The 25401-nt window shown below is 68.2% G+C and carries 24 protein-coding genes; 16 read left to right on the top strand and 8 right to left on the bottom strand.

What is annotated here, in order from left to right; translation table 11 throughout:
• The first annotated feature begins 43 nt into the window (after positions 1–43).
• Positions 44–445: a Cu(I)-responsive transcriptional regulator gene (gene cueR / locus ACWKV7_RS09715; protein WP_483857455.1), complete on the top strand. Its 402-nt coding sequence runs from the start codon at positions 44–46 to the stop codon at positions 443–445.
• On the opposite strand, the gene ACWKV7_RS09710 is transcribed toward cueR, so the two are convergent.
• The 4 genes from ACWKV7_RS09710 to ACWKV7_RS09695 form a co-directional block, all read right to left on the bottom strand.
• On the bottom strand, positions 411–1313 hold the full coding sequence (locus ACWKV7_RS09710; RefSeq protein ID WP_483857454.1) for an EamA family transporter: 903 nt from the start codon (positions 1311–1313) through the stop codon (positions 411–413). The genes cueR and ACWKV7_RS09710 overlap by 35 nt on opposite strands.
• Before the next feature lie 1063 nt (positions 1314–2376).
• Entirely contained in the window at positions 2377–2640 is a 264-nt protein-coding gene (locus ACWKV7_RS09705) for a GIY-YIG nuclease family protein (RefSeq protein ID WP_483857504.1), read from the bottom strand.
• A 53-nt stretch (positions 2641–2693) separates the two neighbouring features.
• Positions 2694–3158: a bacterioferritin gene (bfr, locus tag ACWKV7_RS09700; RefSeq protein ID WP_483857453.1), complete on the bottom strand. Its 465-nt coding sequence runs from the start codon at positions 3156–3158 to the stop codon at positions 2694–2696.
• 91 nt (positions 3159–3249) lie between these two features.
• Positions 3250–4008, bottom strand: coding sequence for an SDR family NAD(P)-dependent oxidoreductase (locus ACWKV7_RS09695; protein ID WP_483857452.1), 759 nt, complete (start codon positions 4006–4008; stop codon positions 3250–3252).
• A gap of 119 nt (positions 4009–4127) precedes the next feature.
• Here ACWKV7_RS09695 and ACWKV7_RS09690 point away from each other — a divergent pair, with 119 nt between their 5' ends.
• Positions 4128–5027, top strand: coding sequence for a LysR family transcriptional regulator (locus ACWKV7_RS09690; RefSeq protein WP_483857451.1), 900 nt, complete (start codon positions 4128–4130; stop codon positions 5025–5027).
• Here ACWKV7_RS09690 and ACWKV7_RS09685 read toward each other — a convergent pair.
• Positions 5024–5911 carry a PA4780 family RIO1-like protein kinase gene (locus tag ACWKV7_RS09685; RefSeq protein WP_483857450.1) on the bottom strand — a complete coding sequence of 296 codons (888 nt, stop codon included), beginning with the start codon at positions 5909–5911 and terminating at the stop codon, positions 5024–5026. The two genes, ACWKV7_RS09690 and ACWKV7_RS09685, sit on opposite strands and share 4 nt — an antisense overlap.
• 131 nt (positions 5912–6042) lie before the next feature.
• The gene (locus ACWKV7_RS09680) at positions 6043–9558 is read right to left on the bottom strand and encodes a response regulator (protein ID WP_483857449.1); all 3516 of its coding nucleotides are present in this window, start codon (positions 9556–9558) and stop codon (positions 6043–6045) included.
• A gap of 134 nt (positions 9559–9692) precedes the next feature.
• Between ACWKV7_RS09680 and ada the strand changes: the two genes are divergently transcribed.
• Both ada and ACWKV7_RS09670 read left to right on the top strand, forming a co-directional pair.
• Positions 9693–10715, top strand: coding sequence for a bifunctional DNA-binding transcriptional regulator/O6-methylguanine-DNA methyltransferase Ada (gene ada, locus ACWKV7_RS09675; RefSeq protein WP_483857448.1), 1023 nt, complete (start codon positions 9693–9695; stop codon positions 10713–10715).
• Positions 10716–10779: 64 nt separating this feature from the next.
• Entirely contained in the window at positions 10780–11025 is a 246-nt protein-coding gene (locus ACWKV7_RS09670) for a hypothetical protein (RefSeq protein WP_483857447.1), read from the top strand.
• A 114-nt stretch (positions 11026–11139) separates the two neighbouring features.
• On the opposite strand, the gene ACWKV7_RS09665 is transcribed toward ACWKV7_RS09670, so the two are convergent.
• Positions 11140–12417 (bottom strand): acetyl-CoA C-acetyltransferase, encoded by a 1278-nt coding sequence (locus ACWKV7_RS09665; RefSeq protein ID WP_483857446.1) that lies wholly within the window; start codon positions 12415–12417, stop codon positions 11140–11142.
• A gap of 159 nt (positions 12418–12576) precedes the next feature.
• On the opposite strand from ACWKV7_RS09665, the gene ACWKV7_RS09660 reads away from it, so the two are divergent.
• Positions 12577–13929: a 3-oxoacyl-ACP reductase gene (locus ACWKV7_RS09660; protein WP_483857445.1), complete on the top strand. Its 1353-nt coding sequence runs from the start codon at positions 12577–12579 to the stop codon at positions 13927–13929.
• Between the two features lie 40 nt (positions 13930–13969).
• Here ACWKV7_RS09660 and ACWKV7_RS09655 read toward each other — a convergent pair whose 3' ends face one another.
• Positions 13970–14980, bottom strand: coding sequence for an AraC family transcriptional regulator (locus tag ACWKV7_RS09655; protein WP_483857503.1), 1011 nt, complete (start codon positions 14978–14980; stop codon positions 13970–13972).
• 164 nt (positions 14981–15144) lie between these two features.
• Between ACWKV7_RS09655 and ACWKV7_RS09650 the strand changes: the two genes are divergently transcribed.
• From ACWKV7_RS09650 to ACWKV7_RS09600, 11 genes are all read left to right on the top strand, one after another.
• Positions 15145–15996, top strand: coding sequence for a MaoC family dehydratase (locus tag ACWKV7_RS09650; protein ID WP_483857444.1), 852 nt, complete (start codon positions 15145–15147; stop codon positions 15994–15996).
• Positions 15997–16128: 132 nt separating this feature from the next.
• On the top strand, positions 16129–16434 hold the full coding sequence (locus tag ACWKV7_RS09645) for a nucleotide pyrophosphohydrolase (RefSeq protein WP_483857443.1): 306 nt from the start codon (positions 16129–16131) through the stop codon (positions 16432–16434).
• Positions 16431–17183, top strand: coding sequence for a methyltransferase (locus ACWKV7_RS09640; RefSeq protein ID WP_483857442.1), 753 nt, complete (start codon positions 16431–16433; stop codon positions 17181–17183). Before ACWKV7_RS09645 ends, ACWKV7_RS09640 begins: the two co-directional genes overlap by 4 nt.
• Before the next feature lie 28 nt (positions 17184–17211).
• The gene (locus ACWKV7_RS09635) at positions 17212–17793 is read left to right on the top strand and encodes a DUF4136 domain-containing protein (protein ID WP_483857441.1); all 582 of its coding nucleotides are present in this window, start codon (positions 17212–17214) and stop codon (positions 17791–17793) included.
• A gap of 44 nt (positions 17794–17837) precedes the next feature.
• On the top strand, positions 17838–18629 hold the full coding sequence (locus ACWKV7_RS09630; protein WP_483857440.1) for a substrate-binding periplasmic protein: 792 nt from the start codon (positions 17838–17840) through the stop codon (positions 18627–18629).
• A 116-nt stretch (positions 18630–18745) separates the two neighbouring features.
• Entirely contained in the window at positions 18746–20512 is a 1767-nt protein-coding gene (locus tag ACWKV7_RS09625; protein ID WP_483857439.1) for a protein-disulfide reductase DsbD, read from the top strand.
• Between the two features lie 143 nt (positions 20513–20655).
• Positions 20656–21099, top strand: a complete 444-nt coding sequence (aroQ, locus tag ACWKV7_RS09620) for a type II 3-dehydroquinate dehydratase (RefSeq protein WP_483857438.1) — start codon at positions 20656–20658, stop codon at positions 21097–21099.
• A 27-nt stretch (positions 21100–21126) separates the two neighbouring features.
• Positions 21127–21585 carry an acetyl-CoA carboxylase biotin carboxyl carrier protein gene (gene accB / locus ACWKV7_RS09615; protein ID WP_483857437.1) on the top strand — a complete coding sequence of 153 codons (459 nt, stop codon included), beginning with the start codon at positions 21127–21129 and terminating at the stop codon, positions 21583–21585.
• A gap of 17 nt (positions 21586–21602) precedes the next feature.
• Positions 21603–22946: an acetyl-CoA carboxylase biotin carboxylase subunit gene (gene accC, locus ACWKV7_RS09610; RefSeq protein ID WP_483857436.1), complete on the top strand. Its 1344-nt coding sequence runs from the start codon at positions 21603–21605 to the stop codon at positions 22944–22946.
• Positions 22947–23028: 82 nt separating this feature from the next.
• Complete coding sequence (gene prmA, locus ACWKV7_RS09605) at positions 23029–23910, top strand: 50S ribosomal protein L11 methyltransferase (protein ID WP_483857435.1); 882 nt, start codon at positions 23029–23031, stop codon at positions 23908–23910.
• A gap of 126 nt (positions 23911–24036) precedes the next feature.
• Positions 24037–25329 carry a DUF3426 domain-containing protein gene (locus tag ACWKV7_RS09600; protein WP_483857434.1) on the top strand — a complete coding sequence of 431 codons (1293 nt, stop codon included), beginning with the start codon at positions 24037–24039 and terminating at the stop codon, positions 25327–25329.
• Positions 25330–25401: the final 72 nt, after the last annotated feature.

Here is a 25401-nt window from a genome sequence, read left to right as displayed (position 1 = left end):
GAGGCAGAGCACCCAAATAGGCGGTTATAGAACGGAGGTATCCATGAATATCGGCCAAGCCGCCCAGCGCAGCGGCCTCAGCGCGAAGATGATCCGCTACTACGAGTCCATCGGGCTGCTGACGCCGGCCTTGCGCAGCGACAACGGCTATCGCCGCTACAGCGACGACGATCTGCATCGGCTGGCCTTCATCAAGCGCTCGCGGGACCTGGGCTTCTCCCTGGAGGAGGTCGGCAAGCTGCTCACGCTCTGGCAGGACCGGGAACGCGCCAGCGCCGACGTCAAGGCCCTGGCCGGCGCCCATATCGACGACCTCAACCGCAAGATCGCCGAGCTCGCCAGCCTGCGCGACACCCTGCAGGTGCTGGTCGACCACTGCCAGGGCGATCATCGCCCCGACTGCCCGATCCTCAAGGACTTGGAAACGGGCGGCGGCTGCCACTGAAGACCCGCGCCAGCAACCCTTTGGGCAGGATCGTGATGGCCAGCCCGACGAAGACGATCCCGCAGGCCAGCAGGCTGGCCGGGCTCAACTGCTCGCCGAGCAGCAGCCAGCCGGACAGCAGGCCGGAAATCGGCACCGCCAGGGCGAACGGGGTCACCACGCTGGCCGGATAGCGGCCCAGCAGAAAGCTCCAGATGCCGTAGCCGACAGTAGTGGCGCCGAACGCGACGAACAGCAGCGCGGCATATCCGCCCAGTGTGGCCTGGGCAAAGGCCACGCCGATCGCCTGCGGCCCTTCGAAGACCAGCGACAGGCCAAGCAGCGGCAAAGGCGGCACCAGGCTGACCCAACAGATCAGCCGCAGCATGTCGCTGGCCCCGGCGCGCTTGGTGGCGATATTGGAAAACGCCCAGGCCAGCGCCGCGCCGATCACCAGCAGGAAGGCCAGCAGGCTGTCGCCCAGCGGCCGCTCCAGGCCGATCAATACCAGCCCCGAGGCCGCCAGCAGCAAGCCCAGGAGGCTGCGCCGGCCGGGACGCTCGCCAAGCAACAGCGCGGCGATCAGCAGGGTGAAGAACACCTGGCTCTGCAGTACCAGCGACGTCAGTCCGGCCGGCATGCCGACCTTCATGCCGACGAACACAAGGCCGAACTTGATCACTCCCAGCAGCAACCCGATCTGCACGATGCGCCACCAGGGCGCCGGCAGCGGCCCACGCAGAATCAACAACGGCGTGGCCGCCAGGGCGAAACGCAAGGCGCAGAACAGCAGCGGCGGAAAGTCCTCCAGGCCGACCTTGATGACCACGAAATTGACACCCCAGACCAGGGTAACCAGCAACGCCAACAGGACGTGCGAGGGGGACATGGCAAGCGCTCCAACAACGGTGGCTGCACGCTAGCAGCTCGCACGACGGATGTATGGGTACAGTCGCGGAGTAACAGATTGAACGGCGGGCACCTGGTGCGCCGGCATGCCCGGCGTTATTTGGATCGGTCGGCTCATTGAAGCCCGGCAAATGCAGGAAACGCCCACCCGCCTCCGGCCTTCGCCGGGGTAACGGGCCGGCGGGTCCGAGGAAACAAACGACTTACCGAGCAGCTTGTCGGCACGTTCAAGCATTGCGAGGTCTCCCACTGCTACGTGTCCCTCAGCCCTGTCATGCCGGCGAAGGCCGGTACCCAGAGGGCAGGCAGCTCGGTACCATCTCCACCGCTCAAGACCGACAGCGGCGCGAATACCTGAAGCACCAAACCCGCCCTGGGCCCCGAATACCTGAAACATCAAACCAGCCTGCCCTGGACCCCGGCCTTCGCCGGGGAGACGGGCCTGTGAGTACTTGCCGAGAAAGGTCTCCACGGGGCCTGCAAGCCGCACTGGGCTTCCTGCCACCGCACACCCTCCAGCCCGTCATACCGGCGAAGGCCGGTACCCAGAGGGCAGGTAACTCGGTGCCATCTTCACCATTCAAGACCGACAGCAGCGCGAATACCTGAAGCACCAAACCCGCCCGCCCTGGACCCCGGCCTGCGCCGGGGAGACGGGTTGGCGGGGTCCGAAGAAAAAATGAATTCCGATGCAGCCTATAGGCATGCTCAAGCAACGCGACACTTCCCGATGCTACGTGCTCCCAGCCCGTCATACCGGCGAAGGCCGGTATCCAGGAGACAGGCAACTCGGTGCCATCTTCACCATTTAAAACCGACAGCGGCGCGAATACCTGAAGCACCAAACCCGCCTGCCCCTGGGCCCCGGCCTACGCCGGGGAGACGGGCTTGCGAGTGCTTGCCGAAAAAGGCGTCCGAGCAGCCTGCAAGCCGCACTGGGCTTCCTGCCACCGTGCACCCCTCCAGTTCCGCCATACCGGCGAAGGCCGGTATCCAGGACAGGCAGTGCGCAGTCTCCAGCGTCTCCGCTTCACTCCCGACCGCTAAAGAATCTCCGGATACAAATCCCGCCAGCGCGGATTCCTCTCTTCGATCAGGCGAATCTTCCAGGCGCGTTTCCATTCCTTGATTTGCTTCTCACGGGTAATGGCCGCCGCCATGCTCTCGTGCAGTTCGTACCAGACCAGCAGCTTCACCCCATGGCGACGGGTGAAGCCCTCGACCAGTCCTTCGCGGTGCTGCCAGATGCGTTGCACAAGGGACGAGGTCACCCCCACGTAGAGTGTGCCGTTGCGCTGACTGGCCAGCAGGTAGGTGGCGGGTGCATCGATGAGCGTCCTTGCTCAGAAAGGGGATGAAGTCAGGCCTGAGATTGCAGGTAGTTCTGCAGGCCGACCCGGTCGATCAGGCCGAGTTGCTGTTCCAGCCAGTAGGCGTGGTCTTCCTCGGTGTCCTTGAGCTGGGCCTGGAGGATGTCGCGGGTCGGGTAGTCGCCGTGCTGTTCGCACAGGGCGATGCCTTTGGCCAGGGCGGCGCGCACCTTGTACTCCAGCGCCAGGTCGCTGCGCAGCATGTCCGGCACGGTCTGCCCGGGATGGATCGCATCGGGGGTCATGTCCGGCGTGGCTTCGAGGAAGAGCAGGCGCCGCAGCAGCGCATCGGCGTGCTCGGTCTCCTCCTCCATCTCGTGGTTGATGCGCTCGTAGAGCTTGGCGAACCCCCAATCGGCATACATGCGCGAATGCAGGAAGTACTGGTCACGCGCCGCCAACTCGCCGCGCAGCAACTCTTTGAGGTATTCGACGACCTGCGCCTGGCCTTTCATGGCATTCACTCCGTCTCGGGACTGCTGAAGATCCGCCAAGGATCGGCGGCCAGGCGCGAAGGGTCAAGTTCGGTGGCGCCGCGGCGGGTGCTCAGACGAACATGCCGCCGGACGCCTCGATGCGCTGGGCGTTGATCCAGCGGCCGTCATCCGACAACAGCAGGGCCACCGCGCGGCCGATGTCCTCCGGCAGGCCGACCCGGCCCAGGGCGGTCTGCCCGGCGATGAAGGCGTTGATCTGCGGGTCGTCGCGCACCTGCCCATCGCCGAAGTCGGTCTCGATCGCCCCGGGCGCGATGACGTTGACGCGAATGCCCCGCGGGCCAAGTTCCTTGGCCAGGTAGCGGCTGAGCACCTCCACCGCGCCTTTCATCGCCGCATAGGCGGCATAGCCCGGCAGGCTGAAGCGGGTCAGGCCGCTGGAGACGTTGAGGATGGCACCGCCGTCGGCCAGCAGTGGCAGCAGGCGCTGGGTCAGAAAGAAGGTGCCCTTGAGGTGGATATTCATCAGTTGGTCGAACTGCACCTCGCTGGTCTCGGTGAAGGCGGCATGAATACCGATTCCGGCGTTGTTCACCAGCGCATCGAAACGCTCGCGCTGCCAGATGCCGTGCAACGCCCCGCGCACTTGCTGGGCAAAGCCGATGAAGCTGGCGCTGTCGGCCACGTCCAGTTGCAGGGCAACGGCGCGGCCGCCCAGCGCTTCGACCTGCGCGACCACGCCGGCCGCCTCGGCCGCGCCGCTGCGGTAGGTGACGATCAGGTCATGGCCCTGACGGGCCAGGTGCAGCGCGGCACTCTTGCCCAGCCCACGGCTGGCTCCAGTCACGATGGCGATCTTGCGGTTCATGGAAGGGTTCCTCGTCGATGGCAGGGAAGGACCACGCCAGGCTATTGCCCTTCAATACCCGAATAAACCACCAGAAACCGGATAGACTGTTCAGCTCACGCAGACAATAAGAGCGCACCATGGACCGATTGAACGGCATGCGCCTGTTCGTGCGGGTTGCCGAACTGGCCAGTTTCACCAAGGCAGCGGACAGCCTCGGCCTGCCCAAGGCCAGTGTGTCCAGCGCCGTGCAGCAGCTGGAGAGCCACCTGGGCACGCGCCTGCTGCAACGCACCACGCGTCGCGTGCAGCTGACCCAGGACGGCCTCGCCTGCTACGAGCGCTGCAAGGACCTGCTGGCGGAGATGGATGAACTCGAGTCGATGTTCCAATACGGCGCCGGCCAGCTCAGCGGACGCCTGCGGGTGGACATGAGCCACGCCCTGGCGCGGGAACTGCTGCTACCGCGGCTACCGGCGTTCCTCGCGCAGTATCCGCAGTTGCAGCTGGAACTGAGCTGCAGCGACCACCGGGTCGACCTGGTGCGGGAGGGCTTCGACTGCGTGGTGCGGGTCGGCAGCCTGAGCGACTCGGGCATCATCGCCCGGCCCCTGGGCGAGCTGACCCAGGTGAACTGCGCCAGCCCGGCCTATCTCGCCGCCCACGGCGTGCCGCAGTCGCTGGAGGACCTGGCCACGCACCGCCTGGTGCACTACGTGACGACCCTGGGCAGCAAACCGCTCGGCTGGGAGTACGTCGCTGGCGAAGAGGTGCGCTGCCTGGAGATGGCCGGCGCGATCACGGTGAACAGCACCGATGCCTATACCCATGCCTGCCTGGCCGGGCTCGGCCTGATTCAGGTGCCGCTCAGCGGCGCCTGGCCGCATCTGCAAGCCGGGCGCCTGGTGGAAGTGCTGCCGCAGTACCGGGCCGCGCCGATGCCGGTATCGCTGCTCTACCCGCACCGACGCAACCTGTCCCGCCGCGTGCAGGTGTTCATGGACTGGTTGAGCGCGGCGATGCGCGACTACGTGCGCTAGCGCAGCCAGGGTGGCGGCGGCTCGGCGTCCTTCGGCTCGTCCTCGGCGTTGCGCAGGGCCTCGCGGCGCGCCTGTTCGGCCAGGGTTGCCTTGATCTCGCGCATCACCGCCTCGACGTCGGCGGCATCCTCGGGATCGGCGAACTCGCCGGTCAGCGGGGTATCCGGCGTCAGTTTGCCGTCTTCGAACAGCGCCCACATTTCCTTGGCGTAACGGGTGAACTTCAACTCCGGAGCGAACTGGCCGAAATAGGCGGCCATGTTGCCGACATCGCGTTCGAGCATGCTGAAGGCATGGTTATTGGCCGCAGCGTCCACCGCCTGCGGCAGGTCGATGATCACCGGCCCCTCGGGGTCGAGTAGCACATTGAATTCCGACAGGTCGCCATGCACCAGGCCAGCGCAGAGCATCTTGACGATCTCGCGGATCATGAACGCATGGAACTCGCGGGCGTCTTCCGGCTCCAGCACCACGTCGTTCAGGCGCGGTGCCGCATCGCCGTAGCCGTCGTCGATCATCTCCATCAGCAGCACGCCATCGACATAGTCGAACGGCTCGGGCACGCGCACGCCGGCGCTGGCGAGGCGGAACAGCGCGGTGACCTCGGCGTTCTGCCAGGCCTCTTCCTGCTCGCGCTTACCGTACTTGGAGCCCCGCGCCATGGCTCGAGCGTCGCGGCTGTTACGTACCTTGCGGCCTTCCTGATACTCGGCGGCGTGCTTGAAGCTGCGCTTGGCAGCTTCCTTGTAGACCTTGGCGCAGCGCAACTCGGAACCGCAGCGCACCACGTAGACGGCCGCTTCCTTGCCGCTCATCAGCGGGCGCAGCACTTCATCGATCAGGCCATCCTCGAGCAGCGGCTCCAGTCGTTTCGGCGTTTTCATCGGCGGGTACGCGGTTCCTGTCGGTGGCGGTCAAGGCGCGCAGGTTACGGCAATCGCCGCGTGGGTTCTATCCACCCGGCACGGAAAGTTCCCGGCGCGGCCACAGCGGCGCCCGCCACACCGGCGGCCGCTCAGATGCTGATGCGCCATTGCCGGGCCGCATCGCGCAGGGCCACCAGCGCGGTTTCGAAATCATAGCCGCGCACCGCCGTCTCGATCTCGGCATAGCGCTCGTCGAACGCGCGGCGCAGCAGTTCTTCGCGCTCGGCGAACAGCTTGCCGGCACGCGGGTCGTTGTTGGCGAACAGGCGCGCCAGGTGCTCGCAGAGGCCGCCCAGGGCCTGCGGGTCGACCTGCCCCTGCTGACGGCTGCTGGGCGCCGGCATCTGCGCCTCGATGGCCTCGACCAACGTCCGCAGGCTGGCCTCCAGCTCGCCCAGTGCCCCCTGTAGCTCGGCCAGGTCGGCGCCATCCTTGAGCGCGGTTTCCAGCGCGCCAGCCTGGGCCGCCAAGTCTTCGGCGCCGAGGTTGGCCGCCTGGTCCCTGAGGCTGTGGGCCAGCCGTTCGGCGGCTTCCGGCGTGCCGTTCTCCAGCGCCGCCCGAAGCTGCGCGGGAACGCTGCGCTGGCTGGCGACGAACTTGTCCAGCAGCGCCTGGTACAGCGCGGGCTTGCCCAGGACCCGGCGCAGGCCGGCCTCGGTGTTCACCCCCGGCAGCCGCCAACTCGGCACCACCTGGGGCGCGACGGCGGCCGGCCGCTGCGGCAATTGCAGCCAATGGCTGAGCATGTTCCAGAGCGCCGCCGGCTCCAGCGGCTTGGCCAGGTGGTCGTTCATGCCCGCATCCAGGCAGCGCTGGCGAGCGGCCTGCTGCACGTTGGCGGTCATGGCAATGATCGGCAGGCCGGCGAAGCGCGGCTGGCGACGCAACCGGCGGGTCGCCTCCAGGCCGTCGAGCACCGGCATCTGCATGTCCATCAGCACCAGCGCAAAGTAGCCATCCGGGCTGTCCTGCAGGCGCTGCAGGGCAATCTCGCCGTTTTCCGCCACCTCGGCTTGCAGGCCGACTTCGTCGAGCAGGCCGCGGGCGACGTCCTGGTTGAGCAGGTTGTCCTCCACCAACAGCACGCGCTGGCCGGAAAACTGCGGCGGGACATGCGTTTCCACCAGAGCCAGGCGCGGCCGCTGCCCACCGAGGCTGTGGCTCACCGCCTCCAGCAGCACGGTGGCGCTGACGGGCTTGAGCAGCACGTCCTGGGCGCCGGCCTTGTGCGCGCTCTGCAGCACTTCCTGGCGACCGTAGGCGGTGATGATCAGCACCACCGGCGGCGGACGCAGGTCGAAGCCGGCGATATGCCGCGCGGTCTCCAGGCCGTCCATGCCCGGCATCTGCCAGTCCAGCAACAGCAGTTCGTAGGGTTCCCGGTCCGCCGCGGCGCGCTGCACCTCCGAGAGCGCCTCCAGCCCGGAGGCCACGCCGTCGACGCGCAAGGTCATGCCCTGGAGCATTTCGACGAGCATCTGCCGGGCGACATCGTTGTCGTCCACCACCAGTACCCGGCGCCCGCGCAGGTTGGCCTGGGGCAGCAGTTCGCGCCGGCGCTGGGTGGCGATCCCCAGGCGCAAGCGGCACCAGAACAGGCTGCCGCGACCGGGCACGCTCTCCACCCCGACCCGGCCGCCCATGGCCTCGGCCAGGCTCGCGCAGATCGCCAGGCCGAGGCCGGTGCCGCCGTACTGGCGAGTGGTCGAGCCGTCGGCCTGCTGGAACGGCTGGAACAGGCGTTCCTGCTGCTCGGCGCTGAGGCCGATGCCGGTGTCGCGCACGCCGAAGTACAGCAACACGCTATCGGCACTCTGTTCCTCGACCCGCACCAGCACCTCGACCTCGCCGCGCTGGGTGAACTTGACCGCGTTGTTGGCGAAGTTGATCAGGATCTGGCCGATGCGCAGCGGGTCGCCCAGCAGGTCCAGCGGCACCCGCGGATCGAGGTTGAACACCAGTTCCAACCCCTTGTCGGCGGCCTTCTCGCCGAGCAGGCCGGCGAGGTTCTCCAGCACCTGCTGCAGGTCGAACTCGATGCGCTCGATGCTCAGCCGCCCGGCCTCGATCTTCGAGAAGTCGAGAATGTCGTTGATGATGCCGAGCAGATGCTGCCCGGCCTGCTGCACCTTGCTCAGGTAGTCACGCTGCTGCGCGTCCTGGACCCGCTTCAAGGCCAGGTGGGACAGGCCGATGATGGCGTTCATCGGCGTACGGATTTCATGGCTCATGTTGGCGAGGAAGTCCGACTTCAACCGCGCCGCCTCCTCGGCCAGCTCCTTGGCTCGTGCCAGGGCGTCCTCCGCCTCCTTGCGCGCGGTGATGTCGCGGCTGACCCCGACCAGCCCGAGCAGGCGGCCCTGGTCGTCGGTGAAGGTGGCACGCAGGGTGTCGAACAGCACCCGACGGCCATCCGGGTAGACCGACCAGCCCTCGCTCTCGAACGGCTGGCCAGCGGCGAAAGCCGCCTGGTCGTGCTGCTTGCGCGCCTCGGCCCAGGCGGCAGGCAGCAGTTCCTCGTCGCGGCGCCCCTGCAGGCTGTCCGGCGAGCGCCCGAGCAGGTCGGCGAATGCCTGGTTGGCGCCCAGGTAACGGCCGTCGGCGTCCTTGAACCAGATCGGATCGGGAATCGCGTTGACCAGCGTCAGCAGCGTGCTGCGTTGCCGCTGCGCCTCGGCTTCGACGCGCTGGCGCTCGGCGATCTGTACTGCCAGGCGGCGGTTCCACACCAGTACGAACACCACCAGTGCCAGCAGGGCCAGGCCGAACGGCCAGGACAGGCGCACCGCCTTGGCCCAGTCGAACTGGGTCAGCGGCGGCAACCAGCGTTCGTTGATCGCCTGCCGCTCGCCGCTGTCGAGCTGGTCGAGCGCCGTGTTGAGCAGGGTCACCAGCACCGGCCAGTCGCGCCGCACGGCGAAGCGGATCTCACTGCCGGCCAGCCCTGTCTCGCCACGCAGCTCCAGGTTGGTCAGGTTATGCAGGCGGATCAGGTAGCTGGCGACGATCATGTTGCCGACATAGGCATCGGCGCGCCCCGAGGACACCGCCCGCAGCGCCGCCTCGGTATCCGGCGTCTCCACCAGCACCGCTTCCGGCACCCGTGAGCCGAGCAACTCCTGCAGGGCATAATCGCGCTCGATGGCGACGCGCTTGCCGGCCAGGTCGCTCAGCCCCTGCAGCGGCACCTCCGGGCGGGTGAAGATCAGGCTGCTGCTGACCAGATAGGGTTCGGTGAAGGCCATGTAGGCCTGGCGCTCCGGGGTCTGCGCCACCGAGGGCAACAGGTCGACCTGCTTGCGGCGCAGGGCGCGCTGGGCCGCGCCCCAGTCGTCGAACAGCACCGTTTCCACCTGCACGCCCAGGCGCTGGGTCAACGCTTTCAGATAGTCGGCGCTGAGCCCGCTGTATCCGCCCGTCTCGCTGACGATATCGAACGGCGGCCAGCCGCTGCGGTAGATGCCCAGGCGCAGTGTGGGGTGCTCCGCCACCCAGGCCCGTTCGCCCACCGACAAGGCCATCGGCTCCGCCTGCTGGGACCCGGCGGCCCAGGACAAGCCGGCGCACCAGCACAGTCCGCAGAACAGCAGCACGCGAAACCCCATAGACGCCTCGGGTGAAAAACGTTTTGCCTTAAGCGTAGCCGCCACTCGGCGAGCACGGTTTGAAAGCGGGATTCGCATTGGCAGGCGCCGATGCGCGGCCGACAATGGCCCCATCGCCTTTGGAGAGTCCCGCCATGCTCGACTACGACCGCTACTGGCAAGCCGTCTGCGACCGCGACGCCGGCTTCGACGGCCGCTTCGTCTTCGCCGTGCGCTCCACGGGCATCTACTGCCGACCGAGCTGCCCGGCGCGGCGACCGCAGCGCGACAACGTGGCCTTCCATCCGGCACCGGCCGACGCCGAAGCCGCCGGTTTTCGCCCCTGCCGGCGGTGCGCGCCCAACGGGCCGAGCCCGGCCGAGCAGCTCGACGCCCTGGTCGCTGCCGCCTGTCGCCTGCTTGACGAGGAAACCCCGCCGAACCTGACCCAACTGGCGGCACGCATCGGCCTGTCGCCGTCGCACCTGGCCCGCGCCTTCAAGGCGCGCACCGGGCTGACGCCCAAGGCCTGGGCCGACGCCCGCCGCCAGGCGCGCCTGGAAGCCAACCTGCCGCAGGCCGACTCGGTGCTCGAGGCGGCACTGGCGGCCGGCTACTCCGGCACCCGCGCGCTTTATCAGCAACCCGCGGCACTGAGCCCGGCCAAGCGCCGCAAGCTGGGCGCCGGCGAGCACCTGCGCTACGCCATCGCCCCCTGCCCGCTCGGCCTGCTGTTACTGGCGGCCAGCGCCCAGGGCGTCTGCGCGCTGCTGTTCGGCGACGACGCCGGCAGCCTGGAAGCCGAACTGCGCCAGCGCTTCGCCGCCGCCGAGCTGAGCCGCGACGATGCGGGCCTCGGCGACTGGTTGCGTGCCGTGCTCGCACAGATCGACGAACCCGAGCGCGCCGCCCACCTGCCGCTGGACCTGCGCGGCAGCGTGTTCCAGCAACGGGTCTGGCGCGCGCTGGCGCAAATCCCGGCCGGCCAGACCCGTCGCTATGGCGAGCTGGCGGCCGAACTCGACAGCCACCCGCGGGCCATCGCTCGCGCCTGCGCCAGCAACCCGGTCGGCCTGCTGGTGCCCTGCCACCGGGTGGTCGGCGCCAGCGGCGCGCTCGGCGGCTATCGCTGGGGCGTGCAGCGCAAGAGTGCGCTGCTGGACCGCGAGCAGTCCTGACGACCAGGAAACCTCGCGGCTCCCGCCGGTCGAATAGGCGACCGCCACGCCACGGGAGCCCACCATGCAAACACTGCAGCGCTACCTGATCGACTACCGCATCAACGGCAAGGCCGACTCGCTGACCCTGGACGAATTCGACGAGCCGACCCTGGACCAGGTGCGGCTGCAACTGCTGCTCAAGCACCTGACCGAGCCGCAAGTGCTGGAGGATGCGACCTGGGAAGACAACCTGCGCTTCAGCCTGGAGCGCCGGGCCGAGGAACTGGGCATCAGCGACATTCGGGTTCAGCGGCTGGGCAGCGCCTGACGCGGTGCGCCGGCCAGCCCGCCCTGACGGCCATAAAAAAGCGGCTCCGCCGAAACGGAGCCGCCAACACAGAGTTGTCGCATCGCGTAGCGGCAAGCCGCCACGCCTATTGGATTACCGCTCGAGGATCGCCGTCACGCCCTGGCCGCCGGCGGCGCAGATGGAGATCAACCCGCGCCCCTCGCCCGCCACGGACAGCAGCTTGGCCAGGTTGGCGACGATGCGCCCGCCCGTGGCGGCGAAGGGGTGCCCGGCGGCCAGGGAGCTGCCCTTGACGTTCAGCTTGGCCCGGTCGATGACGCCCAGCGGTGCATCCAGGCCGAGGCGGCGCTGGCAGTAGTCGGCGTCCTCCCAGGCCTTGAGCGTGCACAGCACCTGGGCAGCGAACGCCTCGTGGATTTCGTAGTAGTCGAAGTCCTGCAGGCTCAGCCCGTTGCGCGCCAGCAGCCGCGGCACCGCATAGGCCGGCGCCATCAGCAGGCCCTCCTCGCCCTTGACGAAGTCCACCGCCGCCGCCTCGCCGTCCCGGAAGTAGGCCAGCACCGGCAAGCCCCGCGCCTTGGCCCACTCCTCGCTGGCCAGCAGCACCACCGAGGCGCCGTCGGTCAGCGGGGTGGAGTTGCCGGCGGTGAGCGTACCCTGGCCGCTCTTGTCGAACGCCGGCTTCAGGCTGGCGAGCTTGTCCAGGCTGATATCGCCGCGCAGGTTCTGGTCGCGGCTGAGGTTGCCGAAAGGGGTCAGCAGGTCGTTGTGCCAGCCCTCGGCGTAGGCGGCGGCGAGCTTGTGGTGGCTGTCGAAGGCCAGGCGGTCCTGCTCGTCGCGGGGAATCGCCCAGGTCTTCGCCATCTGCTCGCAATGCTCGCCCATCGACAAGCCGGTGCGTGGCTCACCGTTGCGCGGAATCTCCGGTTTCAGGTGTCCCGGGCGGAGCTTCAGCAGGGTCTTGAGCTTGTCGCCGGTGGTCTTGCCGCGATTGGCCTCCAGCAGGATCTGCCGCAGCCCTTCGCTGACGCCGATGGGCGCGTCCGAGGTGGTGTCGACGCCGCCGGCGATGCCGCAGTCGATCTGGCCGAGGGCGATCTTGTTGGCCACCAGGATCGCCGCCTCCAGGCCGGTGCCGCAGGCCTGCTGGATGTCGTAGGCCGGGGTTTCCGGTGCCAGCCGCGAGCCGAGCACGCATTCGCGGGTCAGGTTGAAGTCGCGGGAGTGCTTGAGCACCGCGCCGGCCGCCACCTCGCCCAGGCGCAGGCCGTGCAGGTTGAAGCGCTCCACCAGGCCTTCGAGTGCGGCGGTGAGCATGTCCTGGTTGCTGGCCGAGGCGTAGGCGCCGTTGGAACGGGCGAAGGGAATGCGGTTACCGCCGACGATGGCGACGCGACGCAGTTGGCTCATGGGAACTCCTAGCGGGACGTGAATGGCTACCAGCCTAGTCGCTGCGCAGGACTTGCCATTGGCCGTTCCGCCGTGCGCGAGAGCAGGCCGGTCAATGTTTGCAACAGGCGGCCGGGTACAGTGGTCCCACTTTAGACTCAAGGCCAGGAGCCCGTTCCCATGTCCGACCGCTATGTGCAACTCGCCAACTCCTACTTCGGCAAACGCCTGGTGGGAGCCCTCGGCCTGCCCTCGCCGGTGCCGTTGGAGCGCTGGGCCAGCGGTCGCAGCCGCCCGGTGGACGGCGCGCTACTGCTCGGCGGCGGCGCCTTGACCGAGGTGGTCGGCAGTTTCCTGCAGCGGCTGTGCGACCAAGCCTTCGCCGCCGAGGAGGGCATGTGCGGCCTCGAACGCTGGACCGCCGAACACGGGCCGAAGCTCAAGGCGCTGGTCTTCGATGCCAGCGGCATCGCCAGCGCAGACCAGTTGCGCTCGCTGCGCGAGTTCTTCCAGCCGGCCATGCGCAGTCTGGCGCAATGCCCCCATGTGGTGGTGCTCGGGCGCCCGCCGGAAACCCTCGACGATCCGTTCGCCGCCAGCGCCCAGCGTGCCCTGGAGGGTTTCACCCGCTCCCTCGGCAAGGAGCTGCGCCGGGGCGGCACCGCGCAGTTGCTGTATGTTGGCGAGGGCGCGGAAGACCAGCTCGAAGGCGCGCTGCGCTTCTTCCTCTCGCCGAAGAGCGCCTACGTCTCCGGCCAGGTGCTGCGCCTGGCGCCGTGTGCCTCCCGGGTGAAGGACTGGAGCCGGCCGCTGGCGGGGCGCAAGGCGCTGGTCACCGGCGCGGCCCGCGGCATCGGCGCGGCCATCGCCGAAACCCTGGCCCGTGACGGCGCCGAGGTGGTGCTGCTCGACGTGCCGCAGGCCGGCCAGGCGCTGGAGGCCCTCGCCGGTCGCCTGGGCGGTCGTGCCGTCGCCCTCGACATCTGCGCCGAGGAGGCGCCGCAACAGTTGCTCGACGCCGTGCCGGAGGGGGTGGATATCCTCGTGCACAACGCCGGCATCACCCGCGACAAGACCCTGGCGAACATGAGCGAGGCGTTCTGGGACGCGGTGATCGACGTCAACCTGCACGCCCCGCAGCGCCTGACCCAGGCCCTGCTGGACGCCGGCAAGCTGCACGACGACGGGCGCATCGTGCTGCTCGCTTCCATCAGCGGCATTGCCGGCAACCTCGGGCAGAGCAACTACGCGGCGAGCAAGGCCGGGCTGATCGGCCTGGCCCAGGGCTGGGCACCGCTGCTGGCCAAGCGCGGCATCAGCATCAACGCAGTGGCGCCGGGTTTTATCGAAACGCAAATGATCGCCACCATTCCCTTCACCATTCGCGAAGCCGGCCGGCGCATGAACGCCATGAGCCAGGGCGGCCAGCCGCAGGATGTCGCCGAGGCGGTGGCCTGGTTCGCCCAACCCGGCTCGGGCGCGGTCAGCGGCCAGGTACTCAGGGTATGCGGACAGAGCCTGCTGGGGGCATAACGACCGCTTCAGCCGTGGGCCAACTGGCGAACGGCGGGGCTCACCCGCCCTCCCCCCGGATCAGTTGCCCGCGTTTGCGGAACTCCACCGGCGTCTCCCCGACCCAGCGCTTGAACGCGCGATAGAAGGTACTCGGCTCGGAAAAGCCGGTGCGCTCGACGATCACCTCGATGCGCTCGTCGGTCTTCAGCAGCAGTTCCTTGGCCAACCGGCAGCGGTAGTCGGTGACCAGGTCGTTGAAGCGCACTCCGGCGACCGCCAGGCGCTCGCGCAGGCGCCGGGCCGGCATCTCCAGGCGCGCGGCGACCTGCTCCAGGGTCGCGCCGTCGGCCACCAGCAGTTCGGCGATCAGCTCGCGCACCTGGCGCACCAGGTCCAGCCGCTCCACCTCGGTCAGTTGCCGGCGCGCCAGGGATTCATGCACCCGCAGCAGCTCCGGCGCCGCATGGCGCGAGGCCTTGGCCAGCACCGCGGCATCGAACAGCAGGGCGTTACGCCCGGCATCGAGCCGGGCCGGACAGCCGTAAACGTCTTCGTAGTAGGCCAGCGGCGCCCCCTGTGCGTGGCTCAGCTCCACGGCACGAGGCCTGAAGTCGCCCTCGGTGAGTGCATCGAATAGGCGGATCACCGCTCCGGCAAGCATTTCCGGGAAATGCCGGGGCGTGCCCGGCGCCATGCCGATGATCAGGCTCGCGCAGTCGCCATCGATCTCCAGCCGCGCGCTCAGGCTGTCGGAGAGCAACCGCACGTAGCGCAGGGCATGGCGCAGGCCATCGCCAAAGGTCGGGCTGGAGAGGAACAGGTATTCGAGCAGCAAGCCATGGAAAGCCGGCAGGTGCCGTGCCAGGTGCAGGCCGACGTGTTCCTCGCCGCATTCTTCGGCCGCGGCGCGCCAGAACAACGCCTGGGCCGAATGGGGAAAGCGCCCGGCGGGCAACCGGTCCGCCGGCAGGCCGACCCGCGCCAGTACCCGGGCGGGATCGGTGCCGCTGGCACGCAGGGCGTCGATTACCGGGCGCATCAGCGCCGCATCGTCGGTCAGATCACGCAGCATCGTTCGAGTTCTTGTCAGCCGGGGCGCGGCCATCTTAGGCGGCTTTTCCCGTATGGCTCAAGGCGGGAGATTGGCCGTTTCGGCATGCACCGCCGCCGGGCGGCCAATGCCCCCGCGAACCGGCCGGCTAAGCTGCCGGCAACAACATCCAAGGAATCGCCATGACCACCGACTGGCTCGATCTACCCGCCCCGCCGGCGCTGCCCGGCCTGTTCGCCCGCGCGGCACTGCGCCGGGGCGTGCGTGGCCGCAGCTTGCCGAGCCTCGGTCTGCGCTGCCCGGTCAGCGTCGACCCGCAGCACCTGGCCCGCTACCGCGCTGTCTGCGGCTTCGTCGACGACGGTCGACTGCCGGCCACCTACCCGCACATCCTCGCCTTCCCGTTGCAGATGCGCCTGCTCACCGACCCGGGCTTCCCCTTTCCGTTGCTCGGCCTGGTGCATCTGGAAAACCGCATCCGCGTGCTGCGCCAGTTGGGCGGCCTCGGCCCGTATCGGGTCAGCGTGCAGGTGGCGGACCTGCAGCCGCACGACAAGGGCGCCCTGTTCAGCCTGATCACCCGCCTGGAAGACCAGCTCGGGCTACTCTGGGAGGGCGACAGCCGCCTCCTCTGCCGCGCCCTGCGCGTGGACGGTACGCCAGCCGAGCGCCAGGAGCCGCCGGCCTTGCCGCTGGACGAAATCGCCCACTGGCGGGCGGCAGCGGATATCGGCCGGCGCTACGCGCGGGTCGCCGGCGACTACAACCCGATCCACCTGTCCACCGCCAGCGCCCGGTTGTTCGGTTTTCCGCGCGCCATCGCCCATGGACTGTGGAACAAGGCGCGCAGCCTGGCCGCCCTGGGCGATCGCCTGCCGCTGGCCGGCTATGCGGTGGACGTGCGCTTCCAGAAACCGGTGCTGCTGCCAGCCGAGCTGCATCTCTTGGCCAGCGCCCCGGCACCCAGCGGTCGGTTGCTGCTGCGCAGCGCCGACGGCATCCCGCACATGAGCGGCGGCTGGCAGGCGCTGTAGGGGCGAATTCATTCGCCCGGCATCGAAGACGCAGGAAAGCGACGCGTCCCCGGTCGCACGGGCACCGTGCCGCCCGAGGCTTGCGCCGCCCCGGCTTCCCCCGCAAGCTTTGCGCCTGCCCAGGAGCCTTGCATGAACCTCGACGAACTCACCCAACGGCTGCACGCCATTCGCGACGCCAATGACTGGCGCGGCTTCCACAGCCCGAAGAACCTGGCCATGGCCGCCAGCGTGGAAATGGCCGAGCTGGTGGAAATCTTCCAGTGGCTGAGCGAAGACCAGTCGCGCCAGCTCTCCGCCGAGCAGCTCGACCACGCCGGCCAGGAAGTCGGCGATATCGTGCTCTACCTGCTGCTGCTCTGCGCCGAGCTGGGCATCGACATGGAGCAGGCGGTGCGAGCCAAGCTGGCCGACAGCGAACGGCGCTTCGCCCGATGAGCGACCGCCACTTCGACGAACTGGCGACGCGCTTCGCCGAAAAGATCTATGGCGGCGCCAAGGGAGCGATCCGCCTGGCGGTACTCCAGGCCGACCTGGCCGAGGCGCTGCCGGAACGGCCCCTGCGTGTCCTGGATATCGGCGCCGGGCTCGGCCACATGTCGCTCTGGCTGGCCGAACGCGGCCACGCCGTGACCCTCGCAGAACCTGCCGACCCCATGCTGAACGGCGCCCGCGAGCGCTTCGCAGCCGCCGGGCAACACGCCACCTTCATCCAGGCACCCTGGCAGGATTTGCTCGGTCAGCTCAACCAGCCCTACGACCTGGTGCTCTGCCATGCGGTACTGGAGTGGCTGGCCGAGCCCCATGCCATCCTGCCGGTGCTGCACCAGCTCACCGCCACCGACGGCCTGCTCTCGCTGGCCTTCTACAACAAGGACGCGCTGATCTACCGCAACCTGCTCAAGGGCCACTTCCGCAAGCTGCGCCGGGAGAAGTTCGCCGGCGAGGGCCAGAGCCTTACCCCGCAACGGCCGCTGGACCCACGCGAGCTGCGCGAGCAACTGGCCGGACACTGGACGGTCGAACAGGAAAGCGGCGTGCGCGTGTTCCACGACTACATGCCGGCGGAATTCCAGGCCAAGGCCGAACTGCTCGACCTGCTGGAGATGGAACTGGCCTACCGGCGCCACCCCGGCTTCGGCGGGCTTGGCCGCTACCTGCACTGGCTGTGCCGACCCGCCCGCTAGCCCGGCGCCACCCTGCCGAGGAGGATCGATGAACCGCCTGCTCATGCTCGCCGGCAGCCTCGCCCTCGTTGCCTGCCAGTCCCCCAACCCGTACCAGGCCAGCTCCGTGCCTCTGCCGCCGGCGCCGCCGGAGGCCGCGCGGCATCTGGATCTCAGCGCCTACCCGGCCACTCCGAGAGACTACACCCGCTATCGCGACTGGGCCTGGCGCGGCGATCGACTGCCTGCGGGCAACGCTTGGGCCAGCCCCGAACTGCTGCAGGAAATCGTCAGCACCGCCCTCGATCAACGGGGCCTGCGTCCGGCCCGTACCGGCGGGCAGGCGGACCTGCGGGCAGCCGTGGACCTGCATGAAGAGCGGCGCCTGCGCCAGGTGCAGGACGAGATCGGCAGCTACTACGGCCATCACACCCATGGCCTGTGGGGCAGCGTGCCGCTGGTACGCACCTACGAGGAAGCGGTACTGGTGGTGCAGATCGTTCTGTTCGATGGCGACCAACCGGTCTGGAGCGGGCGCGGCGAAACGCTGCTGCCCGAGCGGCAGCCCGACTACGGCGATGCCTTGCGCGGCGCCGTTCGTCGTGCCCTGGCCGGCTACCCGCCGGGCTGAAGCTGCTGGCCTACACTGAGGGAAAGCCCAGCGGGAGACCTTCCATGCGCCCGGCCATGCTGCTGTTGTGCCTGCTGTTGGCGCTGCCTGCCTCGGCGACCACCCTGGTCGTCGGCATGGAGGAAGCCAACAACGCCCCGTTCGAATACATCGACGAGGACACCCGCCTCACCGGTTTCCATGTCGAGATCACCCGCGCCGTAGCCCAGCGCCTCGGCTGGACACTGCGCTTCAAGCGCTATCCCTGGAAGCGCGCCATGCTCGCGCTGGAAAAGGGCGAGGTGCAGGCGGTCAGCTACGTCGCCTATTCGGACGAGCGCGCGGCGTTCGCCACCTTCCACCCGGACAACCTGCTGCACGTCTCGCGCACTACGCTCTACATCAAACGCTCGCGAGCCAACGACATCCACTTCCAGCTACCGATCGAGAGCATGGCGCAGCGTTGGCGCCTGGCCATTCCCAGCGGCTACTACATGAGCGACGAACTGATGGCCATGCTCGCCAACGGCGTGCCCATCGAACGGCCGACGGTCACCCAGTCGCAACTGTTCATCATGCTGATCAGCGACCGCTTCGACGCCATCTTCGGTGCCACCAGCGCCATCACGCGCGCCCAGGCGGAAATCGCCGGGCTCGATCAGCAGGTCCAGCGCCTGGAAGGCGTCGTGCTGCCCGGCAAGCGCATGTACCTGGCCTTTTCCCAAAAGGCGCCGCCCGGCCAGGCCGAGGCCTTCGCCGCGGCCTACCGGCAATTTCGCCAGGAGCCCGAGTACCGCGCCCTGGCCGAGCGCTTCGAGATCGGCGAGTTGGTGCCGCAGCCGGAGGAATTCCGCTAACGGCTCACAAGCGCTGTAACAAATCGTCGCCCACGCGTCTCCATTGAACGGATCGCCGCCGCTCGGCTCGAACGGCTTTCCGTTATCATGCCGCGTCACCCGATTGCGAGATTTGCATGCGCCGCCTGTTGCCTCTTCTCCTGCTGCTGATCGCCTTGCCGGCCGCCGCCGGCCTGTTCGACAACCGCCCCAGCCCGGTGCTCGGCGCTCCGCTGAACAACAGTGCGGACTTCCTGCCGGTACGCGAAGCCTTCCGCCTGAGCCTGGTGGACAGCGGCCAGGACTCGCTGACCCTGCGTTTCGTCGCCGCCGAGGGCTACTACCTCTACCGCCACGCCTTCAAGTTCAACAGCCTGCCATCGGGCGCCATCGGCGAAGCGCGGATTCCCCAGGGCAAGGCGAAGACCGACGACTACTTCGGTGAGGTCGAGGTGTACTACGGCGTCACCGATATCCAGCTACCGCTGGATACGCGCCCCGACAGCCTGCAGGTCACCTACCAGGGCTGCGCCGACATGGGCCTGTGCTACCCGCCGGAGACCGAAACCCTCCGCCTCGATGGCGCGCCCGTCGCCGCCCCGGCATCGCCCGCCAATGGGGCCCCGCAGGAAGACGCGGGCTGGAGCTGGCACGAGCTGGCCCTGTTCTTCCTCGCCGGCCTCGGCCTGACCTTCACCCCCTGCGTATTGCCGATGCTGCCGATCCTCTCCGGCGTGGTCCTGCGCGGCCAGAGCGGCGGGCTGCGCGGACTGACGCTGTCGCTGGCCTACGTGCTGCCGATGGCGGCCTGCTTCGCCCTGCTCGGCGCGCTGATGGGCCTGTTCGGCGCCGAGCTGAACCTGCAGGCGCGCCTGCAATCGCCATGGGTGTTGGTACCCTTCGCGGTGTTCTTCAGCCTCTTCGCCCTGGCCATGTTCGGCGTCTACGAACTGCGCCTGCCGCAGTTCATCAGCGCGCCGCTGGACCGCCTGGCCGGCAATACGCGCGGCGGCTCGCTGTGGGGGGCGGCGCTGCTCGGCGTGCTCTCCAGCCTGCTGGTCAGCCCCTGCGTCTCGGCGCCGCTGGCCGGCGCGCTGCTCTATATCAGCGCCAGCGGCGATGCCCTCGGCGGCGGCCTGAAGCTGTTCGCCCTCGGCCTGGGCATGGGTGCGCCCCTGGTGCTGTTCGCCACCGGCGGCGGCGCGCTGCTGCCGAAATCCGGTACTTGGATGCTGGCCGTGCGCAATGCCTTCGGCGTGCTGCTGCTGGCGGTCGCGGTGTGGATGCTCGAACGCGTGCTGCCCGGCCCGCTGGCGCTGGCATTGTGGGGCCTGCTGGCGGGGGGCGTGGCGCTGTGGCTCGGCGCCTTGGAATTCACGCCCAAGACCCACCGGCAGAAGCTCGCCCAGCTCGCCGGCCTGGCGCTGCTGGTCTATGCCCTGGCAAGTTGGGTCGGAGCCCTGCAAGGCCAGTCCGACCCGCTACGCCCCCTAGGCCGCGCGCTGCTGGCGGGAAACACCAGCGCCGCGGCGGGACAATGGCAAACCATCGAGACCCCTGAGCAACTGACCGAAGCCCTGGCTTCGGCTCGCGCAGCCAACCAGCCCCTCGTGCTCGACTGGTATGCCGACTGGTGCATCAGCTGCAAGATCATCGAACGCGAGGTCTTCGCCGCACCGGCGGTGGCCGAGCGGCTGGCCGGCTATCGATTGATCCGTTTCGACATGACCGACAGCACCCCGGCCCAGCGCGCACTGCTCGATCGCTACCGGCTGTTCGGCCCGCCGGCGGTGCTGTTCTTCGCCGCCGATGGCGAGGAGTGGGACGATCTTCGGGTCATCGGCGAGATTACCGCGCCGGAGTTCAGCGAACGGCTCGATCAGGCGGCCACGCGCTTGCGATGATCTGAAGGAATTCCCCGGCCATCATGCGGTCATTTACGGCGAAACCGGCACGACTGGACAGTCATTCGGCGTTTCCGGCATAGTCCCCGACCAAGCCGCTCCCCTCATGCCGACGGCGATTCACAGGCCAAGGATAAGAACGCATGGCAACGCTATTGGTCCTGCACGGACCCAATCTCAACCTGCTGGGCACCCGCGAGCCGGGTGTCTACGGCGCCGCCACTCTCGACCAGATCAACCAGGATCTGGAGCGCCGCGCCCGAGAGGCCGGCCATCACCTGCTCTATCTGCAGAGCAACGCCGAATACGAACTGATCGACCGAATCCACGCCGCAAAAGGCGAAGGTGTCGACTTTATCCTGATAAATCCCGCCGCTTTCACCCATACCAGCGTCGCATTACGTGACGCGTTGCTGGCGGTGAGCATCCCATTCATCGAAGTGCACCTGTCCAACGTGCACAAACGCGAACCTTTCCGGCATCACTCCTACTTTTCCGACGTTGCGGTGGGAGTGATCTGCGGCCTGGGTGCCAGCGGCTATCGCCTAGCCCTGGAGGCCGCTCTCGAACAACTTGAACGCCCCTGATTCCGACACTTTGGGAGTGGATGCTTAATGGATATTCGTAAAGTCAAAAAACTGATCGAACTGCTGGAAGAATCCGGTATCGACGAACTGGAAATCCGCGAAGGCGAAGAGTCCGTGCGCATCAGCCGCCACGGCAAGGCCGCCCCCCAACAGGTCTACACCGCCGCACCGGCGCAGATGGCCGCGCCGCAACCGGCTCCCGCCGCCGCTCCGGCCGCCGAGGCAGCCCCGGCCGCCGCGCCCAAGCTGAACGGCAACGTGGTGCGCTCGCCGATGGTCGGCACCTTCTACCGCACCCCCGCCCCGACCTCCCCGGCCTTCGTCGAAATCGGCCAGAGCGTGAAGAAGGGCGACATCCTCTGCATCGTCGAAGCCATGAAGATGATGAACCACATCGAGGCTGAAACCAGCGGCACGATCGAATCCATCCTGGTCGAGAACGGCCAGCCGGTGGAATACGACCAGCCGCTGTTCACCATCGTTTGACGCGCGGGGAGCCTGCGATGTTGGAAAAAGTTCTGATCGCCAACCGCGGCGAGATCGCCCTGCGCATCCTGCGCGCCTGCAAGGAACTGGGCATCAAGACCGTGGCGGTGCACTCCACCGCCGACCGCGAGCTGATGCACCTGGCCCTCGCCGACGAATCGGTGTGCATCGGCCCGGCCTCCGCCGCGCAATCCTACCTGCACATCCCGGCCATCATCGCCGCTGCCGAAGTCACTGGCGCCACGGCGATCCACCCCGGCTACGGCTTCCTCGCGGAAAACGCCGACTTCGCCGAACAGGTGGAAAAGTCCGGCTTCACTTTCATCGGCCCGACCGCCGACGTGATCCGCCTGATGGGCGACAAGGTCTCCGCCAAGGACGCCATGAAGCGCGCCGGGGTACCCACCGTGCCGGGTTCCGACGGCCCGCTGCCGGAAGACGAAGAGACTGCGCTGGCCATCGCCCGCGAAGTCGGCTACCCGGTGATCATCAAGGCCGCCGGTGGCGGTGGTGGTCGCGGCATGCGCGTGGTGCATGACGAGGCAGACCTGATCAAGTCGGCTCGCCTGACCCGCACCGAGGCGGAAGCCGCCTTCGGCAACGGCATGGTCTACCTGGAGAAGTTCCTCACCAACCCGCGTCACGTGGAAGTGCAGGTGCTCTCCGACGGCCAGGGCAACGCCATCCACCTGGGCGATCGCGACTGCTCGTTGCAGCGCCGCCATCAGAAGGTGCTGGAAGAGGCCCCCGCGCCCGGCATCGACGAAGCTGCCCGCGCCGAAGTGCTCGACCGCTGCGTACGCGCCTGCATCGAGATCGGCTATCGCGGCGCCGGCACCTTCGAGTTCCTCTACGAGAACGGCAGTTTCTACTTCATCGAGATGAACACCCGCGTGCAGGTGGAGCACCCCGTCACCGAGATGGTCACCGGCGTCGATATCGTCAAGGAGATGCTGCGCATCGCCGGCGGCGACAAGCTGTCGGTGAAGCAGGACGACGTGGTGATTCGCGGTCATGCGCTGGAGTGCCGGATCAACGCAGAGGATCCCTCGACCTTCCTGCCCAGCCCCGGCAAGGTCACCTACTTCCACGCCCCGGGCGGCAACGGTGTGCGCGTCGACTCGCATCTGTACAGCGACTACGCGGTACCGCCGAACTACGACTCGCTGATCGGCAAACTGATCACCTACGGCGCCACCCGCGACGAGGCCATGGCACGCATGCGCAATGCCCTGGACGAGATCGTCATCGACGGCATCAAGACCAACATCCCGCTGCACCGCGACCTGGTGCGGGACAAGGGCTTCTGCAAGGGCGGCGTGAACATCCACTATCTGGAGCACAAGCTGGGCATCAAGTAAGCTTGCGCACCTGTGGATTCGACGGGCCGCCCATCCCAGATGCGCGGCCCGTTTTCTTTTCTCCGTTGCAACGAGGTTCGCCATGCCCTGGCTTCAAGTCCGTCTCGCCATCACCCCGGAACAGGCGGAAACCTACGAAGACGCGCTGCTCGGCGTCGGCGCCGTGTCGGTGACCTTCATGGACGCCGAAGACCAGCCGATCTTCGAGCCGGACCTGGGCACCACGCCGCTGTGGTCGCACACCCACCTGCTGGCGCTGTTCGACGCGGACACCGACGAAGCCAACCTGCTCGCCCACCTGCAACTGCTTACCGGCGGACCGCTGCCGGAACACCAGGTCGAGCGCATCGAAGACCAGGACTGGGAGCGCAGCTGGATGGACAACTTCCAGCCAATGCGCTTCGGCCGCCGCCTGTGGATCGTGCCGAGTTGGCACAGCGCGCCCGAGCCGGATGCGGTCAACCTGCTGCTCGACCCCGGCCTGGCCTTCGGCACCGGCACCCACCCCACCACTGCCTTGTGCCTGGAGTGGCTCGATGGCCAGCAATTGAGCGGCCAGCAGGTGCTGGATTTCGGCTGCGGCTCGGGCATCCTCGCCATCGCCGCGCTGCTGCTCGGCGCGCAACGGGCGGTCGGCACCGATATCGATCCGCAGGCACTGGAAGCCTCGCGGGACAATGCCGGGCGCAATGGCATCGACCCCGCGCACTTCCCGCTGTACCTGCCTGCCGACCTGCCGGCCGAACCTGCCGATGTGCTGGTGGCCAACATTCTCGCCGGCCCGCTGGTAGCGCTCGCGCCGCAACTGACCTCGCTGATCAAGCCAGGCGGCCGCCTGGCGCTGTCCGGCATCCTGGCCGAGCAGGCGCAAGAGGTCCGCGCCGCCTATGCCGAAGCCTTCGAGCTCGACCCCACCGCGGAAAAGGACGGCTGGGTACGCATCAGCGGGGTACGGCGCGCCTGAATCGGCGCGCACCTTGACCGGCCTGCCCGGTCATAACCCATGACAGTGCCTTGCCGAGCCACCTGCCCTTGCCGTGGCAGATGGGGCATGCGTTAGACTAGCCGCCTTGTTCCGCCGGATCGCCGCATGACCGACAGCTTCGTCACCCAATGCCCCCATTGCCGCACCAGCTTCCGCGTCAGTCGCGCCCAGCTCGGCGCCGCCCGTGGCGCGGTCCGATGCGGAGCCTGCCTGCATGTCTTCAACGCAGCCGAGCATCTGGTTGGCGAACAACCGCCCGCCGCCCCCCGTCCTGGGCAGGCGACCCCGGCCCCCAGCGCGCCGCCGCGCACCGCACCACCCGCGCCCAGCCAGCCGGCGCCCGCGGCGGTGCCAAAACCGCTGCAGCCGGCGACCCCGCCGCCCGTGGAAAAGAAGTCCGACGACACCCTGTGGATCCACGACGATCTCGACCTCGACAGCCTCGATCTTGATGAAGAGCTGGCCAAGCTGGAGGAGCAGGAACAGCAATTGCTGTCGCAGGAGTTCATGGCCCTGGAACGCGCGCCCAGGCCGGCGGAAAGCCTGCTCCGGCAGCATCCTGCCGAGCGTCACGACCCCCACGACGAAAGCTGGGCCGAAGCGCTGCTCCACGAGGAGCGCTCGACGCCGCCCAAGCCGGCGCAGCCTCCACGCATCGACCCCGAGCCGCCGCGCCCGTCCCCTGCGGCTGAACCCGAGCCGGAACCAAGCGAACGACCGCCAAGCGCCGCCGACCGACGCGATCGCCGGGCCGAACCGGCGCTGACCACGGAGAAGCGGCCCGAACCGGAGGCCGAGCCGAAGCCGATCAAGGTCGAGACTCCACCGGAACGGCAGGAGCCGGCGTTGAGCGACGACAACCTCTACGCCTTCGCCGACGAACCCCTGCAGCTCGACTGGCAGCCGCGCCAGAAGCCCTGGGGCCGCTGGATCGGCTGGAGCCTGCTGAACCTGCTGGCCGCCGCCGCCCTCGGCGGCCAGTACGTGTGGTACCACTTCGACGAACTGGCACGGCAGGACCAGTACCGTCCCTGGTTCGAGTCGGTCTGCCCGGCGCTGGGCTGCAGCCTGCCGTCCAAGGTCGACATCGACCAGATCAAGAGCAGCAACCTGGTGGTGCGCAGCCATCCGGACTTCGTCGGCGCGCTGATCGTCGATGCGATCCTCTACAACCGCGCGCCTTTCGCCCAACCCTTCCCCCTGCTCGAACTGCGCTTTGCCGACATCAACGGCAAGCTGCTGGCCAGTCGCCGCTTCAAACCGGGCGAATACCTCGCCGGCGAGCTGGCCGGACAGGCGGAAATGCCCCCGCAGACGCCGATCCGCGTCTCACTGGAAATTCTCGACCCTGGCGCCAGGGCGGTGAACTACAGTCTTAGCTTCCACTCTCCGGAGTGATCGGCGGCGGCGCCGTTTCGACGCCGCCCGGGCAGCAAGAAACTCTTTAACGATGGCCTGCAAGCGCCGGAA

Source organism: Zestomonas ipomoeae, from assembly GCF_057128665.1.
This window is presented reverse-complemented; position numbering and strand designations above follow the sequence as displayed.

What these genes read in the sequence shown, in the direction of transcription:
- cueR (WP_483857455.1), top strand. Translation starts at nt 44, where the DNA reads ATGAATATCGGCCAAGCCGCCCAGCGCAGCGGCCTCAGCGCGAAGATG.
- ACWKV7_RS09710 (WP_483857454.1), bottom strand. Translation starts at nt 1,313, where the DNA reads ATGTCCCCCTCGCACGTCCTGTTGGCGTTGCTGGTTACCCTGGTCTGG.
- bfr (WP_483857453.1), bottom strand. Translation starts at nt 3,158, where the DNA reads ATGAAAGGCCAGGCGCAGGTCGTCGAATACCTCAAAGAGTTGCTGCGC.
- ACWKV7_RS09695 (WP_483857452.1), bottom strand. Translation starts at nt 4,008, where the DNA reads ATGAACCGCAAGATCGCCATCGTGACTGGAGCCAGCCGTGGGCTGGGC.
- ACWKV7_RS09690 (WP_483857451.1), top strand. Translation starts at nt 4,128, where the DNA reads ATGGACCGATTGAACGGCATGCGCCTGTTCGTGCGGGTTGCCGAACTG.
- ACWKV7_RS09685 (WP_483857450.1), bottom strand. Translation starts at nt 5,911, where the DNA reads ATGAAAACGCCGAAACGACTGGAGCCGCTGCTCGAGGATGGCCTGATC.
- ACWKV7_RS09680 (WP_483857449.1), bottom strand. Translation starts at nt 9,558, where the DNA reads ATGGGGTTTCGCGTGCTGCTGTTCTGCGGACTGTGCTGGTGCGCCGGC.
- ada (WP_483857448.1), top strand. Translation starts at nt 9,693, where the DNA reads ATGCTCGACTACGACCGCTACTGGCAAGCCGTCTGCGACCGCGACGCC.
- ACWKV7_RS09670 (WP_483857447.1), top strand. Translation starts at nt 10,780, where the DNA reads ATGCAAACACTGCAGCGCTACCTGATCGACTACCGCATCAACGGCAAG.
- ACWKV7_RS09665 (WP_483857446.1), bottom strand. Translation starts at nt 12,417, where the DNA reads ATGAGCCAACTGCGTCGCGTCGCCATCGTCGGCGGTAACCGCATTCCC.
- ACWKV7_RS09660 (WP_483857445.1), top strand. Translation starts at nt 12,577, where the DNA reads ATGTCCGACCGCTATGTGCAACTCGCCAACTCCTACTTCGGCAAACGC.
- ACWKV7_RS09650 (WP_483857444.1), top strand. Translation starts at nt 15,145, where the DNA reads ATGACCACCGACTGGCTCGATCTACCCGCCCCGCCGGCGCTGCCCGGC.
- ACWKV7_RS09645 (WP_483857443.1), top strand. Translation starts at nt 16,129, where the DNA reads ATGAACCTCGACGAACTCACCCAACGGCTGCACGCCATTCGCGACGCC.
- ACWKV7_RS09640 (WP_483857442.1), top strand. Translation starts at nt 16,431, where the DNA reads ATGAGCGACCGCCACTTCGACGAACTGGCGACGCGCTTCGCCGAAAAG.
- ACWKV7_RS09635 (WP_483857441.1), top strand. Translation starts at nt 17,212, where the DNA reads ATGAACCGCCTGCTCATGCTCGCCGGCAGCCTCGCCCTCGTTGCCTGC.
- ACWKV7_RS09630 (WP_483857440.1), top strand. Translation starts at nt 17,838, where the DNA reads ATGCGCCCGGCCATGCTGCTGTTGTGCCTGCTGTTGGCGCTGCCTGCC.
- ACWKV7_RS09625 (WP_483857439.1), top strand. Translation starts at nt 18,746, where the DNA reads ATGCGCCGCCTGTTGCCTCTTCTCCTGCTGCTGATCGCCTTGCCGGCC.
- aroQ (WP_483857438.1), top strand. Translation starts at nt 20,656, where the DNA reads ATGGCAACGCTATTGGTCCTGCACGGACCCAATCTCAACCTGCTGGGC.
- accB (WP_483857437.1), top strand. Translation starts at nt 21,127, where the DNA reads ATGGATATTCGTAAAGTCAAAAAACTGATCGAACTGCTGGAAGAATCC.
- accC (WP_483857436.1), top strand. Translation starts at nt 21,603, where the DNA reads ATGTTGGAAAAAGTTCTGATCGCCAACCGCGGCGAGATCGCCCTGCGC.
- prmA (WP_483857435.1), top strand. Translation starts at nt 23,029, where the DNA reads ATGCCCTGGCTTCAAGTCCGTCTCGCCATCACCCCGGAACAGGCGGAA.
- ACWKV7_RS09600 (WP_483857434.1), top strand. Translation starts at nt 24,037, where the DNA reads ATGACCGACAGCTTCGTCACCCAATGCCCCCATTGCCGCACCAGCTTC.